Source organism: Leeuwenhoekiella parthenopeia (assembly GCF_020782115.1).
Classification (GTDB): Bacteria; Bacteroidota; Bacteroidia; order Flavobacteriales; family Flavobacteriaceae; genus Leeuwenhoekiella; species Leeuwenhoekiella parthenopeia.
In genome coordinates this window covers 316,918-334,778 of the sequence record NZ_JAJGMW010000001.1, presented here as the reverse complement: position 1 = coordinate 334,778, position 17,861 = coordinate 316,918, and the positions used below count along the sequence as shown (strand labels likewise).

The window sequence follows — 17,861 nt, the reverse complement described above, 5'->3', positions numbered from 1 at the left end:
TCCAAGGCTTCGAAAATTTTTAACGGGTCCTTCTTACTATACTGAAGAAAAAGGACACTAAAGAATGATATTCTTAGTACCAATTTTGGAAATGGCCTACAAGAAGGTATCGTCAAATTTAGGGCAGAGCGTTAAAGAATAGTCCGGTGGACTATTCTAGCGAATGAGCCAGCTTGCCGCGTTGGGCTGTTTTAGTTAGAAACAATGCAGTGCAGCGAACGATAAATTTAGATACCGTCTTGTGAGCCTTGTCCCGACGCTTCGGGATTGGTTCTTTTGTATCAAGACAAAAGAACAGTAACAAGCATAGAAGTAAGAATCTTTTTTCTATAGTTCGAATCCCACAAATCTTATTAGATGGATTTGTAGAGCTCCAGGACTATTCTGAACCGAGGGGGATTTAAAGAATGCTATTCTTAGTTTCAATTTCAAATACGGCCTACAAGAAGGTATCGTAAAATTTGAAGTGAGCGGAACGTAGCAGGCGGTTTTGTTTGAGGCCGCCAGAGCGGCCGAGTTAAGCGCATGCAGTGCAGCAAACGATAAATTTAGATACCGTCTTGTGAGCCTTGATCTTTTGTTTCTTTTGCATCAAGGCAAAAGAAAGGAATCAAGCATAGAAGTAAGAATCTCGATTGAATAACACCACTATAATTGAAACTTAAAACAATACATAAACCATTAAAAATAAATTTATTGTATGAAGCACGTGTTTACGGGTACACGTCATAATCCGCTAATGCACCCGTGGGTTATGGGGTATCTCCCTACGAGGTAACCTGTTGTGGGTGGGTAACGCCGGTTTGCATTGTGCAGGCGGCCTGGGCTTATACCGGGTAGGTTTAAGCACACCGGTGAATTAGCGAAGGTTTTATAAGATGTTTTGTTTGTTTTCTTAAGCTTGAGAATTTTTTTAATGGGAATAGACTGTTTAAGGATAATCATTTGGATTTGAATGTTTAGAGGTTCTATTGAGTGTTCCTTACTTTTCTTTGATTGTCCAAAGAAAAGTAACAAAAGAAAGGACACTTTTTCTTAGGTATTTTTCGCCTCAGGGCGAAAACCGCAAGAAGTCCCCTAAATTTTCTCCAAGGCTTCGAAAATTTTTAACGGGTCCTTCTTGCTATACTGAAGAAAAAGAAGGATAAAGAATGATATTCCTTAATCTTAAAGCAACTTTCCAGTTAGGGATAGGCTCCCTTCTCCAGTGGGAGAAGGGCGGGGGGATGAGGATAGGATTATTCTCTTAACTCATTCTTTCTTTTAGAGTTCGGATCCCGCAAATCTCATTAAGTGGATTTGTAGAGCTCCGGGACTATTCTGAACCGGGGAAGAAGGGTTGGGGATGAGGACAACGGAAACATCCTGCTATACTGAGAAAAAGAAAGTTTAAGAAGCAAACTTAGAACATTGCTATAGACCGTTTGAATTAGCCATAATAAAAAAGAGCTGCAGACCTTGCGGTCTGTGAAGAAGAGAAGCTTTTAAGCTCCAGACCTTCCCCTAAGAGTGGTATCAGGTGGGGAAGGCGTGAGCTTAAACAAATTAATTGTTTAATTAACACGACGAAGTTATGAAAAATAAGACTACGCGCCTTACGGGGGCTGCGTTGCCGGGGCTATTATGCCTTTTTATGAGCCTGAGTGCCCTGTGGGCCAGTGCCTCACCCTTACAATCACGGGTAACGGGAAGCGTTACCGACACGAATGACAACCCCATCCCCGGGGTAAGTATTTCCCTTACAAACACGAATACCGGTACCCAGACCGATCTGGACGGGAACTTTGAACTGGTGGCCTCGCCTCAGGATACGTTGCGTATCAGCTATATCGGGTTTAAGACCTTATTGTTGCCGGTAGGGAATCAAACCAGGTTTACTATCACCCTGCAACAGGACATCACAGACCTAGGCGAAGTCACCATCAATGCCGGGTATTACAATACCACACGCCGGGAGCAAACGGGGAGTATCGCCCGGGTGACCGCCGAAGAAATCGAGCGGCAGCCGGTGACCAATCCGCTAGCCGCCCTGCAAGGCCGGATGGCAGGGGTCTCTATCGTGCAGCGCAGTGGGGTGCCAGGTAATGCGCCCAGTATTCAAATCCGTGGTCAGAATAGTCTGCGCAGCGGCTTCGGGAATTCGGGAAATCTGCCGCTGTATATCATAGATGGCGTACCTATAGACAGCGCACCACTTAATAGTTCAAGCGGGCTTACATCACCTAACCTGGGAGGGATAGACCCACTCAATACCTTGAACCCTGCGAATATTGAAAGCATCGAAGTGCTTAAAGATGCCGATGCTACCGCGATATACGGTTCGCGTGGGGCCAATGGCGTAATCCTGATCACCACCAAACAAGGTACAGGCGGGAAGCAAAAAACCCGGTTTAACGCACAGATCTATACCGGTGCCGGTGTGGTACCCCGCAAACTGGATTTGGTTACCACAGCTGATTACATCAGCCTAAGGCAGGAAGCCTTTGCCAATGACGGCACAACCCCTACGGAATCGAATTCCCCAGATTTGCTTTTGTGGGACCCGGACCGCTATACAGACTGGCAGGAGACTCTTTTTGGGGGGACTGCGGAAACCACCGGAGTGAATCTGGGCGTGAGTGGTGGGAGCGAACGTACGTATTACAACCTGGGTGTGGGCTATCAACGTGAGACTTCGGTGTTTCCTGGTGATTTTAAGTATACCAAACTCACTGCAAACCTGAGCCTCAATCACCGCAGCAGTGACGAGCGTTTTAAGTTGCAATTGAGCACCTCCTTTGGCAGTGACAACAACCGGCAGTTTGACGGGAGCAGCTTTGTAAGTACCGCCCTATCTCTGGCGCCTAATGCACCGGCATTATACTCCGATGACGGAGCGTTAAACTGGGAAGACTCGAGTTGGAATAACCCGCTTGCCACTTTATACCGGGAGAGTGAAGCCCGGGTGCAGCAGCTTATTAGCAACCTGAGTTTAAACTATGCCATAACCCCACAACTGGAAGCACGGTTAAATACCGGCTATACCCTGCTAACTAGTGAGGAGGTCACCGAGCAACCCATCCGGTTTTATAATCCCGCTCTTTGGGCGAATGCACGCTCACGCTCCATACATCTTAGTGCAGGGCGCCAATCCTGGATTGTGGAACCGCAACTCAATTACCGCAATACCTGGGGGAAGTTTAATCTGGATGCTCTGTTAGGGAGTACCTTTCAGCATCGCCAGGGCTCAACGCTTAATATAGTGGGTATTGGGTATTCCAACGATCAGTTACTGGGAAATCTCGCAGCTGCAGAGCAGGTGGTGGTGGCCGATAACAGCACAAGTGAATATGCCTATGCAGCAGCTTTTGGGCGTATCGGTCTTAATTACGCCCGTAAATACTATTTGAATCTAACCGGAAGACGGGACGGCAGCAGCCGTTTTGGTCCGTCCCGGCGTTTTGCCAGTTTTGGGGCTGTTGGTGGAGCGTGGATTTTGAGTGAAGAAAGCTGGATGCAAGGTCTAAAGCCCTTTTTATCGTTTACCAAATTGCGCGGCAGTTATGGTTCAGCCGGAAGCGATCAAATAGGGGATTACGGTTACCTCGATACCTATTCGACCACCCCGGGAGGGGGAGGTTTGTATCCCACCCAACTCACGAACCCCATTTATTCGTGGGAGCGCAACCGCAAACTGGAATTGGCTTTAGAACTGGGTTTCCTGAAGGATCAATTACGTCTGAATACGAGTTGGTATCGCAATCGCTCTTCCAATCAGCTGGTGGGCTATAACCTGCCTGCTATCACGGGTTTTACCAGTGTACAGGCCAATCTGGATGCTACCGTTGAAAATACCGGTTGGGAGTTTGAAGCCTCCACAAATCTAAACTCAGGGCGCTTTAGCTGGCAGGCTTCGCTGAATGTGAGTATTCCTCAAAACCGCCTGGTGTCTTTTCCCGGAATAGAAGAGAGTTCGTATGCCAATACCTACAAAGTAGGGGAGTCCCTTAACATTCAGTTTCTCTATGACCATACCGGGGTAGACCCCGAGACGGGGTTGTACACGTTTGTGGATGTCAATGAAGATGGGGTGTATAATTTCGATGACCGCGTGGTGGTTAAAGATCTTAACCGAACGCTCTTTGGCGGGTTTCGTAACCAGTTTAGCTATGGGCGGGTGAGCCTGGATTTTTTATGGGAGTTCGTCGTACAGGACGGCCAGCAGTATTATTCCTCAGGAGTTCCCGGCAGATTGGGCCCTATACTGCAGGAAGATTACGAACGGCGCTGGCAAAGTCCGGGAGATATGGCATCGTTTCAAAAACTCTCTCAGGGACTGGATGCCTTACGAACTTATTTCAGATTTCAGACCAGTGACGGCATTTATACCAATACCTCTTTTTTAAGACTGCGAACGCTTGGGCTTAACTATGAGCTCCCTACTGAAAAACTAGGAATAAACTCGTGCATCTTGTTCTTGCAAGGGCAAAACCTGTTAACTCTGACTTCATACCGCGGATTAGACCCTCAGTCCCCCGGAACCACCTTACCCGCTTTACGCACGCTAACTGCGGGGCTTAAACTTAATTTTTAACGATATGAAACATTTTAGAAATTACCATCTACACCTGCTATGCTTACCGGTGCTGTTGTTCCTATACGCCTGTGAATCTTTTGTAGAGGTAGACGTACCCAATGACCGTATCACCAGTGTGACGGTGTTTAGCGATGATGCCACCGCACGTGAGGCGATGGATGGGGTGTACATTCAGTTGTTTAATACGGCCTTTGCAGCAGGAGGGAACCAAAGTGTCAGTTTTTTAGGCGGGCTCTCTGCTGATACCTATACCGTAACCAATGCGGTACCTGAGATGGAAGCCTTTGCAGCGCATCAACCGGAAGCAACCAACAGCCTGAATCTGGCCTTATGGTCTGGCGCTTACAACACGATTTATATGTGTAATGCGATTCTGGAGGGGGTTGTAGATAACAGTGGTTTAAGTCGGGAAACCCGTGCTGCTTTGGAAGGGGAATCCCGATTTATACGGGCGTTTGCGTATTTCTACCTGACCAATTTATACGGGGATGTGCCTTTAGTCACCCAAACCGATTATACCGTTAATGCCTTAAAAGCCCGAAGTCCACAAACTGAGGTTTACGATCTGATTTTGGAAGATTTAAACCGGGCAGCCGAACTATTGGATACCGGCTACCCTGATAATGATCGTACCCAGGCGAATCGTTTTACGGCTTTGGGTTTGTTGGCGCGGGTACATCTGTATCTGGAAAACTGGGAGCAGGCGGAAACCTACAGCAGTGAAGTACTGGCCGCAACGGATCTGTATGAGTTGCCTGATGATTTAAATACCGTGTTTTTAGCCAACAGCCCGGAAGCACTCTGGCAGGTGTCACCGGAAGGCTGGGGAGGCACGTTTACGCATACCCGGGATGGCAATCTGCTGATTCGCATTACCCCAACCGGGAGCCCGGTCAGTCTGAACGAAACGTTTATAACAGACCTAGAGGCCGGGGATCTGCGCCGGGACAACTGGATTGGGAGTTTTAGCAGCAGTAGTGAAACCTACTATTATCCCTATAAATACAAGATTCAATACAACGCTACAGGTTCTAACTATACCGAATACTCCATGGTAATACGCCTTGCAGAGCAGTACCTGATACGGGCAGAGGCCCGTACCCGGCAGGGCAAACTGGAAGCGGCGGTAGCTGACCTGAATGTTATACGGGAGCGTGCCGATCTGCAGCCTTTGGTTTATACCACGGCAATTACCCAGGAACAGCTGTTAGAAGAGGTGATGCAGCAGCGCTATTACGAACTTTTTAGCGAATGGGGGCATCGCTGGCTGGATTTAAAGCGCACCGGAAAGGCTTTGGAGGTACTGGAAGGAGTCTCTGAAACCGATTTGCTATACCCAATTCCTGAAGCCGAATTATTAAAAAACCCTAATCTCACTCAAAATGCAGGATATTAAACGTTTAAAATCATTAAATTTCTTTAGCCTGGTATGGATCTGTTTTCTGGTATACAGTCCTTTTATGTATGGGCAAACCGAAGCAGATACCATAGAAACCGGTATTCGTAGCGGAACCCTGGATAACGGGATGCGGTATTTGATCCATTCTAAAGCAGCCTGGGAGGGACAAAACGTATCTATGAATTTATATGTAAATACGGGTTATGAAATGGAACAGGAAGGACAAACGCACCTGGCCCATTATCTGGAGCATTTGCCCTTTGCAATTTATTTGGATGAAGCAACAGCCAAAGGCGGTGCTTTACTGGAGGCTGTTCGTAGCGGAAAATATCCCTGGCAGGGATATACCAATGTAAGACATACCTGCTACCTTTTCCTTTTTGATACAGTAGGTTCTGAAATCTATACTGCAGAGTTGGATTTGCTAAGCCGAATCATTGGAGGAAGTTTAAAACCGACTCCTGAAAATCTAGCAGCGGAACACGGCAGTTTTTATCAGGAGTACATACATAGAAATGGTCATTTAGGATACGATGAAGAGCGCCTGTTCTGGAACCTTTCAAAAGTTTATGCTCCGGCTGTACGACCGGAACACTATTTTGATCACGTTAAAGGTTTTAATAGGGATGCCGTATCCTCCTTTTATAACGACTGGTATCATCCCCAGCGGGCTACCCTGATGATGGTGGGGCCTATTACCGATCTGGATCAGGCAGCGCAGGATATTGAAGACTATTTTGGAAAATTAAAAGCTACTCCTGCTAAAAAACTGGTTTATCCAAAAATGGAGTATTTACAACGCCCCAACCAATTTATACAATTGGAACAGCTTGAAACTGATGAACAGGAGCTCTCCGAAACGAAAATCGATTTATACTGGCGTAACCGGATCCCTCCAAAAGCAGAACCTAAAGCTTTACAGCAAAAGTGGATGTATGAAATGTTGTATGCGCTTATTGGAGATCAGCTACCTCAAATACCTACGACTTATGATCTGCACTACACACTTGGTGTTGATAAATCTGGCGAACTTCCTGCACTGGGACTGAAACTAAAAACTTTTACAGGAAGGGAACGGGGAGCAGTGGAGGAAGTGGCAACCGCCCTTAATCAGCTTAAGAAACAGGGTGTTGATCAGGCTGCTTATCAGAAATACCGGCAAAGGGAATTAAACGCTATTGATCAAAGGGATAACAATACTTTGGGAGCGGTATTGAGTACTTATGATCAACGGATGCTGGCAGAGGAATCTTTGGAATTTGATCAGCTTGCTTTAAAGAAGCGCTGGTTAAATGGGCTCTCGTATGATACTGTAAATTCGGAACTCAAAGCCTTTTTAAGAGACGGGCCTCAGGATATTGGGATTTTGGCCCCCAAAGGTGCCGCTGTATTAAATTTAAATGAGGCTGAGTTCCGCAGTTGGCTGGATCAGGCTAAACTGGGGGTAGGTACGGAGGCAAATGAGGAGCTGAAAACGAAGTTGATATCCGATTCGCTCCTTGCCCGGTTGCCTCGTGTTCCTTCTAGAGATTTGGGTAATGATACTTTAGGAGGACAACTAATACAACTTGCTAATGGAGCGCGGGTCGTACTTTACCCTCAGGAGGGTGCTCCACTAAAATTACATGGCTTCCGCAATGTAGGTGCCAGTAACCTGAATAAAGAGGACTTTATAAGAGCCCAGCTTGTACCGGAGTGGGTACATACCTCGGGGGCGGGTGCTTATACCCATTTTGAAATGCAACGCATGCTTACCGATCTGGGAATGATTTACGGCAGAGCCTTGTATGTAAACCAGGAAGAATCCGGTATAAAACTGCAGGCCCCGGCCGAGCGTCTTGAAGCTTTGTTACAACTGGCTCATTTGTATTTGTCTGCACCCCGGGAGGATCCCGAAGCCTTTACCTATTGGAAGGAGGATGAATTCTTATTTTACAAGAACCCCCCTTACGGGAGGGAGGAACACGATTTAACCGTACTTAGTAAGAATGATCTTAAGGAAGTAAATCCTGGTTTAACAGCTGAGGAACGTTATAAGGCGGTACAGCTATCTACTATGACTGAATTGAAGGAAATTTATCAAAGCTTATTTCAACATCCTCAGGAGTTTTTGTTTCTGCTGAGTGGAGATTTTAGCGAAACAGAAGTCATACCGCTTTTGGAAACCTATTTGGGTAATCTGCGGGTATCTGAAAATCAGGTAAAACGGGAAGAAAAAGTTGTAAGTTATTTACCTAAAGGACCTTTAAAGAAGACGTTTAGAATTCCCGGTATACTGCCTTCCGATCTGAACCTTAGATTACAATATTCCTATCCTATAGCCCGGGATGACTGGAAAGCACAGGTTAACTTAAAACTGATGCGGGAAGTAATTAATAACCGCTTATGGGAACTGCGTCATGTTAAAAAAAGAGGCCTTTATATTGTACACGTCGTTTCTAATTCGAATATAGATATGCAACGCGGCAATTTGGTAATTACATTGCCAACGGTTGTCGGGATGGAACAGATGCTGATAAGCGATGTGGAGGAGTTGGTATCCTGGTTTAAAGAACATCCTATATCTGAGAGCGAATTAAATGCGATTAAAAGTAGATTTTATTTAATGGGAATTACGGGTAAATCCATTATAGATAAAGGATATCGCTATTATAAATGGGATTTGCAACTGCCCGATCCGGAAGCGGTTAGAGCTTATTTAGAAGTTGTAAGTCCTGGGGATATTCAGTCTTTTATACAGGAAAAACTGGTGCCTGAACATCGGTATATTTTTATGGGTAAGGGAGTCCCTGAAGTTAGTAATTAAAATAACCTCCCCATAGAAGCGGCTATGGGGAGGCATTTTACCGGGTTTAATCCTATCGGATTAAGGAGTACCCGGAATCAAATAGGGTGTATCAACACCACTTGCTTTACGGGTAGTCAATGACATATCCGTATAGACTTCAAAATTCCGTTGCTGTGGATCTTCCTCAAAACGCACTGAACAATTTTGGCTAGTACCCGTACAAGGGTCGTTGCTCAATTGTGTAGGAGTACCATCCAGGTCAATCCATCCATTTGACTGGTTTGCGGTATTGGCAAAAGCCAGGCCTACTGCCAGCCCCAGTGTCATCACCGGGATCATTATTTTAGACTTTTTCATAATAAAAAGTATTAAAAGATTATGCCTACTCGAATTCGAAGGTTTTCGGCTCTCCCTAATCGTCGTGCACACGATTCATATTTTAAATGTTGTTTATTTTAAAGTGTTTAAAACGGTAACAGCCCCAATAAGCCAAGCCAGTAAAAAACAGGTTAAATATCAGATGCTGCTGCCAGGTGAGGTGATTGATAATCCCACCACATGAGCAGGGCAGTTCCGGACTAAAACTGATCATCCCGCCTATATATACCGTAAATACGCTCATCAATACTGCAGAACCCATTAACGCGAGCCGGCGTGTTTTGGATACCAGTAGAAGAGCAGCCAGAAAATATTCCAAAAGTGGAATGAACCATACCAGAATGTCGGCCATCGGTTTTAGAAAGCTTACCTGACTCATCTGTATTTTAAACTGGTCAAACTCGAGGATTTTAGCCGTAGCTGCATACATCCAGAGCAGGCTAAGCGCCAGACATATACCCAGGTAGATACTCGTAGTGTAAGACTTTAAGGTTTGCATATCAGAACTTTACTGCAAGTTCCGAAAGAATACTTGACAATTTTGGATAATGATTTACCTCTAAGGGATTAATTCCCCGCTTTCCTCAATTCCCGGGGAGTGCTACCGAAGTGATTTTTAAAGGAGCGTGAAAAATGAGAAGAGGTTTTAAAACCCATCATGACTGCAATAGATTTTAAAGGGATGGAAGAGGATTCTACCAAAGTTTTGGCATAATTGAGGCGTTCTTCCATTTGAAATTTAAATACCGTGATTCCATAAAGTTCCTTAAATCCGTTTTTTAGTTTGAACTCATTGGTTCCAAACTCGTGAGCAAGTTCTTGTAAGGATCCCAGAGATTCAGAGATATTCTTTTCAATGTGGGCGTGAATCTGTTTGATGATGCTGATATCCTCTTCATTTTTTAAAACCGAATCCGAAAGATCAAGGAAATTTTTATAGTGATTTTCTCCTTCAGATTCAGAATACATACTGTCCAGGTGCTCCCTGATATTTACAGTACGTACGCCGGTCAATAAAAATTTAGACTTGGATTCTTTGGGATATAATTCATTCAAAAAGAACGTGATCGGTTGTTTAAGCTTCTTTTTACCTTTTAAATTTAAATTTAATTTTTTGGGGAACTTGTTGATCTCTGCAATAGCCTTAGACCAAAGATCCTGAGATTCCTTATCCAGGAGTTCTTTAAACTGCATACCAATCAGGCGGGATTTTTTAATCGGAATATAGTCCTTGTAAGAGGATGTGACCCCTTGAATATTATAATCCTCATCCAATACAAAACCTATGTCAATAAGATGTTCATAGGTTTTTCTGCTTTGTATCAGATAGAGGTTTTCAAAATATTCGGAGAGCTTGTCGGCCAGCATATTGATCAGGACCGTGATGGCTTCAATCTCATCATCATTTGTAGTGGTAGGAATACGGTAATTTAAGTTACCCCTTCCCATCTCAATAATCATTTTCTTAATTAGGGAGATTCTTTCGTCGTCATTAGTATTAAATTCTGTTTCCATACCGGTATTAATTTATTCATTACACTAAAGGTCATAGCGTTACTTAGATATAAGACTTTAAAAAGTCTAGTGCTTGTTCTTCGTTGGTAAAAATTCCGGTAGGGACCAGATGTGTATTAGATTGGACAAAAAACTCTGCCCGGGCTTTATTGTGAATAGGCTGTACCAAAAAGCTAATTGCTTTAGTCAGCAACGTGCCTTCATAGGCAAAAAAGTTCCTTGCGATGGTGTCTGCATCCAGAAGCTTACTGGCATCGCATAATACGGGATATGCGCGTCCATTTTGAAATTGAATGCGATCTGACACAATACGTCTGGCAAGCTCGATACCTCGTATCTGGGTAGGCTTGTACTCAAAAAACAGGATGGAATCTGCAATTCGCATCCTGGCATAATCGGTTTCTAAAAAATTGTGCATAATCATAATCCGCACCAAATTAATATAAATAATATGTTCAACTCATATAATTACTTGTCTCTAAGGGATTTTATGATCCTTTACAGGCTTTTGGAGTCAACTAATTGCCTTTAAGGGATTAAAAGTTGTCTCTAAGGGATAAAAAGCGCTTTGCGTAGGGGGAAAGAATAGAGGCTAGGAAATAATTATCTAGCTTCAATAACAAATTTAAAATCTATCTTCTTATGGCAAAGATTAAGCACAATAATTTTTTGGATTCGGTTGACGATGTGATGGTACGCGCCAAAGAAGAAGGGGTACTTCATTTGTATGCCAGCGGTAGTACCCTTAGTGGCAGGTATATGGAGATTGATGGGACAAAACACTATCACTTTGGTACCACCGGTTATCTAGGGCTTGAGCAGGATCCCCGCCTAAAAGAAGCAGCCATTCAGGCTATTCGGGACTGTGGGACTCAGTTTCCACTTTCCAAATCTTACATCTCGCATCCGCTGTATGAAGAACTTGAGCAGCAAATGGCTGCTATTTATAATACCCCGGTAATTATTACCAAAAACAGTACCCTGGGGCATCTGGCCGTACTACCGGCAGCGGTACGAGATGAAGATGCGGTAATTCTGGATCATCAGGTGCATTGGAGTGTACATCACGCTACAGAGGTATTGAAATCGCGCGGCATCCCGGTAGAGATGATCAGGCATAATAACCTGAATATGCTGGAGGAAAAACTCCGGGAGTTGGGGCAACGAGCAGAGAAGGTTTGGTACCTCGCAGATGGGGTATATTCCATGTACGGGGATTTTGCACCTATTGACGAACTGATGGGTCTGGTTAAGAAATACCCGCAATTGCATCTGTATTTCGACGATGTTCACGGCATGAGTTGGAAGGGTAAGCACGGTAGCGGGTATGTAATGAGTGTGCTCAAGGAATTGCCCAAACAGGTCTTGCTAATAGGTACCTTAAGCAAAACCTTTGGAGCAAGCGGGGCTACTGTGGTTACTACAGATCGCAAATTGTATTCCCGGATTAAGAACTTTGGAGGTCCGCTTACTTTTTCCGCACAATTGGAACCGGCTTCGGTGGCCGCAGCAATCGCTTCTTCAAAAATTCATTTATCGGATGAGATTTATGAGCGGCAGCAGGATTTGCAAAACCGGATAAGCCATTTTAACAGGTTGCTGTCCCAGACCGATTTGCCACTAATCGATCACAATGATTCCCCGGTACATTTTATTGGCACGGGAACACCCGCCACGGGTTATGAACTGGTTAAACTGATGATGCAGGATGGATTTTACACCAATCTGGGTATTTTTCCGGCAGTACCTGTTAAGAATACCGGAGTACGCATCACCATTTCTACCCATAACGAACTTGAGGATATAACCGGCCTGGTGGACGCCTTGTCCATAAACTACAAGCTGGCGCTCGAGCATACGCAAACTTCCCTGCAACGGGTGCGCAGGGCTTTTAAACTACCCGAGGCTAAGGCATCTGATACTCTGGATGCCTCAAAATATTCTGGCAGGTTTCAGGTCAGCCTGGAATCAAGCATAACAAAGATCGATAAGGAACTGTGGAATACCTATATGGGAGGGAAGAGCATATACGATTGGGAGGGTCTTAGATTATTGGAAGAATCCTTTAGTGGAAATGAAAAGCAGGAAAACAACTGGGAGTTTCGGTATGTAGTTATTCTACACAATCAGGAGCCTGTACTCATGACTTATCTTACGTGTGCGCTGTGGAAAGATGATATCTTTTCTAAAAAAGAGGTATCTGCATATCTGGAAAAAGAACGTAAGAGGAATCCCTATCATTTAACCTCCAGGGTCTTGAGTCTGGGATCGCTTATCACCGAAGGCGATCATCTATATATTGATTTTGATCATACCGATTGGCTGGAAGCTTTAAACGTGTTTTTCCGTGTACTGGAAGATCTCGAACGGGAGTTTCAGGCTGAAATGATTGTGCTTCGTGATTTTAGGAAAGACAACCCTTTGCATAAACATTTTAATTTACAGGGCTTTGTGCGTATGGATATGCCCGAATCTGCCCGGTTTGAACAATTTGACTGGGAGAGCAGTGCTGATTTTATAAGCAGTCTTAGTAAAAAGTCACGCGCCCATTTTAGAAAGGATATCGCAACTTTTCAAGAGCACGTTGATGTTCAAATACGCCCTTCATTAAATCGGGTGGAATTAAGACGCTGTTATAAATTATATAAGAAGGTTAAAAAAGCCAATTTGGGCCTCAATACCTTCACCTATCCCTTTCAGCTATTCCAGAATATGAACGCCCATAGTGCATATGAATTCATTGTACTCTGTAATGATGACGACGACAAATACCGATTGATCTTAGGTGTAATGTTTTGCTATAAATCGGGTAAAACCTACGTGCCGAATCTAATTGGTCTCGATTATGAATATGTCAACGAATATGGGGTCTACAGGCAATTGCTTTATCACACGATTTTAAGAGCGAAGGAATTGGGGATGAAACGTATCGATTTTGGAATGACCGCCGGTTTTGAGAAGCGGAAACTGGGAGCAGAAGTTATTGAAAATGTGAGTTATGTTCAGGTCAGGGATAATTACAAGCTGGAATCACTGGGGGTTTTACAGGGAGCTACTGATAAATTAAGCTAATACATTTGAAAGCATGTCGTCATTTGGGATTTGGATATGGATTTGTACACTTGGTTTTCCGCAGCAGGGAGTAGCTGATACCGAAAAGTTACACCACCCCGATGTGCATGCCAGCTACTACCGAAACTATCTTAAAGGTTTGAGCATCCCAGAACTGAGAGCGGCTTATGATGATGAAGCCGTAGCCTTCCGGCAGCAAAGGCTGATTGCGGAAGCCTATCTCTATAAAGCCCGATTGGCCAAAGACAGTTTTGAAGTGGCACGGGCTTTTGATTTCGCTGCCCGTTTATACGATACCGAAACCAATTTAAGCTACGCAGACAGTGTCATTCTGTATTCCCAAAACTGTGGGGATTATACCTATCCTGCATTGGGTTATATGCTAAAGGGCTATTATTATTACGAAAGCGGAGCTTATGTTAAATCGTTAAAAGCCTATTATAAAGCTTATGATTTGGCCCGATTGAATCGAAATCGAGAACAGGAGATTGAGATCAGTCAGGCTTTAGGAGCCTTTCAAAATCGATGGGGTAATTATAGTAAGGCTATTGAAATCTATGAGAATCATATCGCTTATCTACAATCACGGCCTGATTTTGAAACCGAATATCAGGAAGATTATTTAATCACCCTGCATAATCTGCAACTGGCTTATCAGCGCGCGGAAGAGTATGAAGAGGCAGACCGACTTATCGAAATCGGATTGAACAAAACCTTGAGTACTCCCGACCGGCTATTCTTTTATGATTTTCTGCATTCCAACGGGGTCAATGAATACTATCTAGGTCATTTTGAAAATGCGGAACGGCTTTTAAAGGAGGCTTTACCGGCAATCTCGGAGGACCTTTCTGTGGTCTCGGTTTCCTATTACTATCTGGGACAAATCGCTAAAAGGAATGCTCAGACCGCTTTAGCTTACGATTATTTTAAAAAGATCGATTCGGTTTACACGCTAAATCAGGAAGTATATCCGGAGCTTAAAGGAGTCTATAATTATCTGATTGATTATAACAAGAACACGCAGAATCCAGACAAGGAGCTGTATTATACACGCAGGGCATTAGCGGTTGATTCAGTCATCAACGCTAACAAGCTATTTGTAACTGACAGCTATCTCAATCAGGTAGTAAAACCCAGACTTCTGGAAGAAGTAAATTCTGCAAGGCGAGCGCTACAAAAGAAGTATCGAAAACAAATTCTGGGGTACAGTTTATTGGTGCTCGTAGTTTTAGCTGCTGGGTTATATATAAACTACAGCTTCAAGCACAAACAAACCAATTTATCTCAAGCAGCAACGTCTTTGGTAGCAAAAAAAATCAGTAACGATGAAGAAGTAACGGAGCCGGTTCTTACCGAAGAGATTAAAACCGTATTGCTGCACCGATTGCAAAAGTTTGAAGAGGGGGAAGCCTTTCTAGATCCTGAGTTAAGCCTTTTCGGACTTGCCAAAAATCTGAATACCAACTCAGCCTATCTCTCACGGGTAATCAATGAGGTTAAAGGAGTCAACTTTTCCAATTATATCAATGAATTACGGGTACAACACCTACTCAAAAAGCTGGAGGATGATCCACAACTTCAGTTTTACAAGATCCAGGCTTTGGGAGAAGAGGTTGGTTTTAAGCGCGCTTACTCCTTTTCTAAAGCTTTTGAGCGAAAAGTAGGGGAGAAACCATCAAACTATTTAAAGCAATTGCGATCTGTAGAAAGCTGAATACTATTTACTTAAGTAGAATTATTGATTAACAATTACTATTAATTAAATACCTTGTATTATGAAACAACCCAATTTAAAAGCCTTTGAGAAATTCAGGATTAAAAATCCTCAGGCCATCTTAGGTGGATTTGCAGACAAAGGTCCCATTCGCAGGGACAAGCTAAAACGACCGAAGCACGGTCTTTAAATTTAGTTTTAATCAGCCCCGGAGCTACCGGGGCTTTAACACCCAAACTGATGAAGTATTTATGGATTCTTACTTTCCTTTATTTCCCACTCCATTCGTATTCTCAAAAGCGGGTACAATCCAAGTTGCAGTATCCTGCGATACATGCTAAAGATGTTCAGGAAACTTATTTTGGAATAGAAGTAACTGACCCTTACCGGCACCTGGAACAACTGGAGCAGGAAGAAATCAAAGGCTGGTATGAAGCTCAGGCAAAGCTGGCAGATACGGTATTAAACAACATAACCGGACGTAATCTCTTATTGGATAAGTTTACAGATTATGGAAGCCGGGCTGCTGCGCATGTTTCAGACGTTAAAGTCTCGGAGAGCGGAAGGTATTTTTATTTAAAGCGCAATGCAGAAGAGCAATATGCATCTTTATACTATCGGGACTTCTATGAAGCCGAAGAAAAGCTGCTGTTTGATCCCAAAACTTATGATTATGATACTAAACATACAATAAGCTATTTTAAACCCAGTTGGAAAGGAAATAAGCTAGCTATAGCACTTACTCATTCAGGATATGAAATATCAGATATCATTATTCTTGATCTCGAAAAAAATGACCGCTATCCTGAAGTTTTACATAACGCGTGGCCTGATTCATTTTTAGGAATCAGTTGGCTGCCGGATGATACCGGCTTTCTTTTTCTTCAATTTTCTTATGATGAGGAAGGGGCTGAGCATACCGAGACGGTACTGCATAGATTAGGGAAACCTGCAGACTCTCTGATTTCCATTTTTGGAAGTAAACTAATTAATGACTTAACTATTACGGAAGATGTGTATCCCATTGCTACAATCGATTCTCAGGATGCCATATACGCTCTAGGTTATCTCGCAACCGTAGATAATTTTTGGGATGCCTACATAACGCCTATAGCCGATCTTGAAAGAGGTACACCCAATTGGGAACCTTTTTATACTAAAGAAGATCAGGTATATACTTCAGAAGGTCAGTTTTACAGAGATAATTACTACTACCGCACTAATAAGCTTAAAAACACCAATACAATTAATAAGGTACCGATCTTAAATCCGGATTTCAAAAATTCTAAGCAGTATGCGGATTCAGAATCAAATGAAATCCTAAACTCTTTTTTAGTAACCGAAAACGGGGTTTGTTATACTACCACTAAATATGGCACTCAGGCCAGTTTATATACCTCTGATGGTTATAAATCGGATTCCATAGCCTTACCTTACAAACCGGGGGCCATTAAGCTGTATCAAACTCAGGCAGGAAGTTCGCACTTATGGTTTAACCTCTCCGGCTGGACATCGGAAAGTGACCGGTATTATTTAAATTTAAAAACTCAAAAGTTTACTGATCAACCTCTTACCACACCCGTAAATTTTGACGAGTTTAATGATATAATCAATAACGAATTACTGGTAGAAGCGGATGATGGGGAGCAGATACCGGTATCTCTGATTTATAACAAAAACCTCACTCGTGATGGTACTCATCCTGCTTTATTCTACACCTATGGGGCATACGGTACTACTATTTCTCCATTCTTTTCACCGATTTTTTTAAGCTGGGTAGAATTAGGTGGTATTCTCTGTATACCTCACGTAAGAGGGGGAGGTGAAAAAGGGGAGGAGTGGCACCTGCAGGGAATGAAACTCAATAAATGCAACAGTTGGAAAGACCTGATTGCTGTTACCGAATATCTCATTGACAAGGGTTTTACAGCTCCGGACAAGACGGTAATTTATAGTTCGAGTGCAGGAGGAATAACAATTGGAGGAGCACTAAATGAAAAACCCGAGTTGTTTGCAGCAGCAATTGCTGAGGTTTCTGTGATGAATCCCTTTAGAAGTGAGAATCGGGATGATGGTGGAGGCTCTAATCAGGATGAATATGGAAGTATAAGCGATTCTTTAGGTGTTGTTGGTTTAACGCGGATGGATCCGTATCTAAACATACGTAATACTAATTATCCTGCAGTATTGTTAACCGCAGGAGACAACGATGCACGAGTGCCGTTGTGGATGCCCGGGAAGTATGTTGCCCGGCTTCAGAATAGTACCACTTCAAATGATCCGGTACTTTTTCGCATTCATAAAGAATCCGGCCATCAGGGAAGCTCAGAAATATCACAGATGTATCTGGAATATGTAGATGTTTTTTCCTTTGGATTATGGCAAACCGGTCATCCCTTATTTCAAAATCATGAATAAC

Annotated in this window: 11 protein-coding genes; 7 read left to right on the top strand and 4 right to left on the bottom strand. The window is 43.4% G+C overall.

Annotated elements, in window-relative coordinates; translation table 11 throughout:
- The first annotated feature begins 1,573 nt into the window (after positions 1-1,573).
- Genes LLW17_RS01070 through LLW17_RS01060 form a run of 3 tightly spaced genes read left to right on the top strand, consistent with a single transcriptional unit; the run spans position 1,574 to position 8,781 of the window.
- Complete coding sequence (locus tag LLW17_RS01070; protein WP_228228418.1) at positions 1,574-4,573, top strand: SusC/RagA family TonB-linked outer membrane protein; 3,000 nt, start codon at positions 1,574-1,576, stop codon at positions 4,571-4,573.
- Positions 4,574-4,577: 4 nt separating this feature from the next.
- Positions 4,578-5,972 (top strand): RagB/SusD family nutrient uptake outer membrane protein, encoded by a 1,395-nt coding sequence (locus LLW17_RS01065; protein ID WP_228228417.1) that lies wholly within the window; start codon positions 4,578-4,580, stop codon positions 5,970-5,972.
- A complete protein-coding gene (locus LLW17_RS01060) occupies positions 5,959-8,781 on the top strand; it encodes a M16 family metallopeptidase (RefSeq protein ID WP_228228416.1) in 2,823 nt (940 codons plus the stop codon). Before LLW17_RS01065 ends, LLW17_RS01060 begins: the two co-directional genes overlap by 14 nt.
- 60 nt (positions 8,782-8,841) lie before the next feature.
- On the opposite strand, the gene LLW17_RS01055 is transcribed toward LLW17_RS01060, so the two are convergent.
- The 4 genes from LLW17_RS01055 to LLW17_RS01040 all read right to left on the bottom strand — a co-directional run bounded on the left by LLW17_RS01055 (position 8,842) and on the right by LLW17_RS01040 (position 11,080).
- A complete protein-coding gene (locus tag LLW17_RS01055; RefSeq protein ID WP_228228415.1) occupies positions 8,842-9,120 on the bottom strand; it encodes a DUF6520 family protein in 279 nt (92 codons plus the stop codon).
- An 82-nt stretch (positions 9,121-9,202) separates the two neighbouring features.
- Entirely contained in the window at positions 9,203-9,640 is a 438-nt protein-coding gene (locus LLW17_RS01050) for a MauE/DoxX family redox-associated membrane protein (protein WP_228228414.1), read from the bottom strand.
- Between the two features lie 68 nt (positions 9,641-9,708).
- Complete coding sequence (locus LLW17_RS01045) at positions 9,709-10,656, bottom strand: helix-turn-helix domain-containing protein (RefSeq protein WP_228228413.1); 948 nt, start codon at positions 10,654-10,656, stop codon at positions 9,709-9,711.
- Between the two features lie 43 nt (positions 10,657-10,699).
- Entirely contained in the window at positions 10,700-11,080 is a 381-nt protein-coding gene (locus LLW17_RS01040) for a DUF7793 family protein (RefSeq protein WP_228228412.1), read from the bottom strand.
- 218 nt (positions 11,081-11,298) lie between these two features.
- Between LLW17_RS01040 and LLW17_RS01035 the strand changes: the two genes are divergently transcribed.
- From LLW17_RS01035 to LLW17_RS01025, 4 genes are all read left to right on the top strand, one after another.
- On the top strand, positions 11,299-13,728 hold the full coding sequence (locus LLW17_RS01035) for a bifunctional aminotransferase class I/II-fold pyridoxal phosphate-dependent enzyme/GNAT family N-acetyltransferase (protein ID WP_228228411.1): 2,430 nt from the start codon (positions 11,299-11,301) through the stop codon (positions 13,726-13,728).
- A gap of 13 nt (positions 13,729-13,741) precedes the next feature.
- Complete coding sequence (locus tag LLW17_RS01030; protein ID WP_228228410.1) at positions 13,742-15,442, top strand: helix-turn-helix domain-containing protein; 1,701 nt, start codon at positions 13,742-13,744, stop codon at positions 15,440-15,442.
- Positions 15,443-15,503: 61 nt separating this feature from the next.
- Positions 15,504-15,632, top strand: coding sequence for a hypothetical protein (locus LLW17_RS18830; RefSeq protein ID WP_262908914.1), 129 nt, complete (start codon positions 15,504-15,506; stop codon positions 15,630-15,632).
- A gap of 50 nt (positions 15,633-15,682) precedes the next feature.
- The gene (locus LLW17_RS01025) at positions 15,683-17,860 is read left to right on the top strand and encodes a prolyl oligopeptidase family serine peptidase (protein WP_228228409.1); all 2,178 of its coding nucleotides are present in this window, start codon (positions 15,683-15,685) and stop codon (positions 17,858-17,860) included.
- Position 17,861 lies beyond the last annotated feature (1 nt).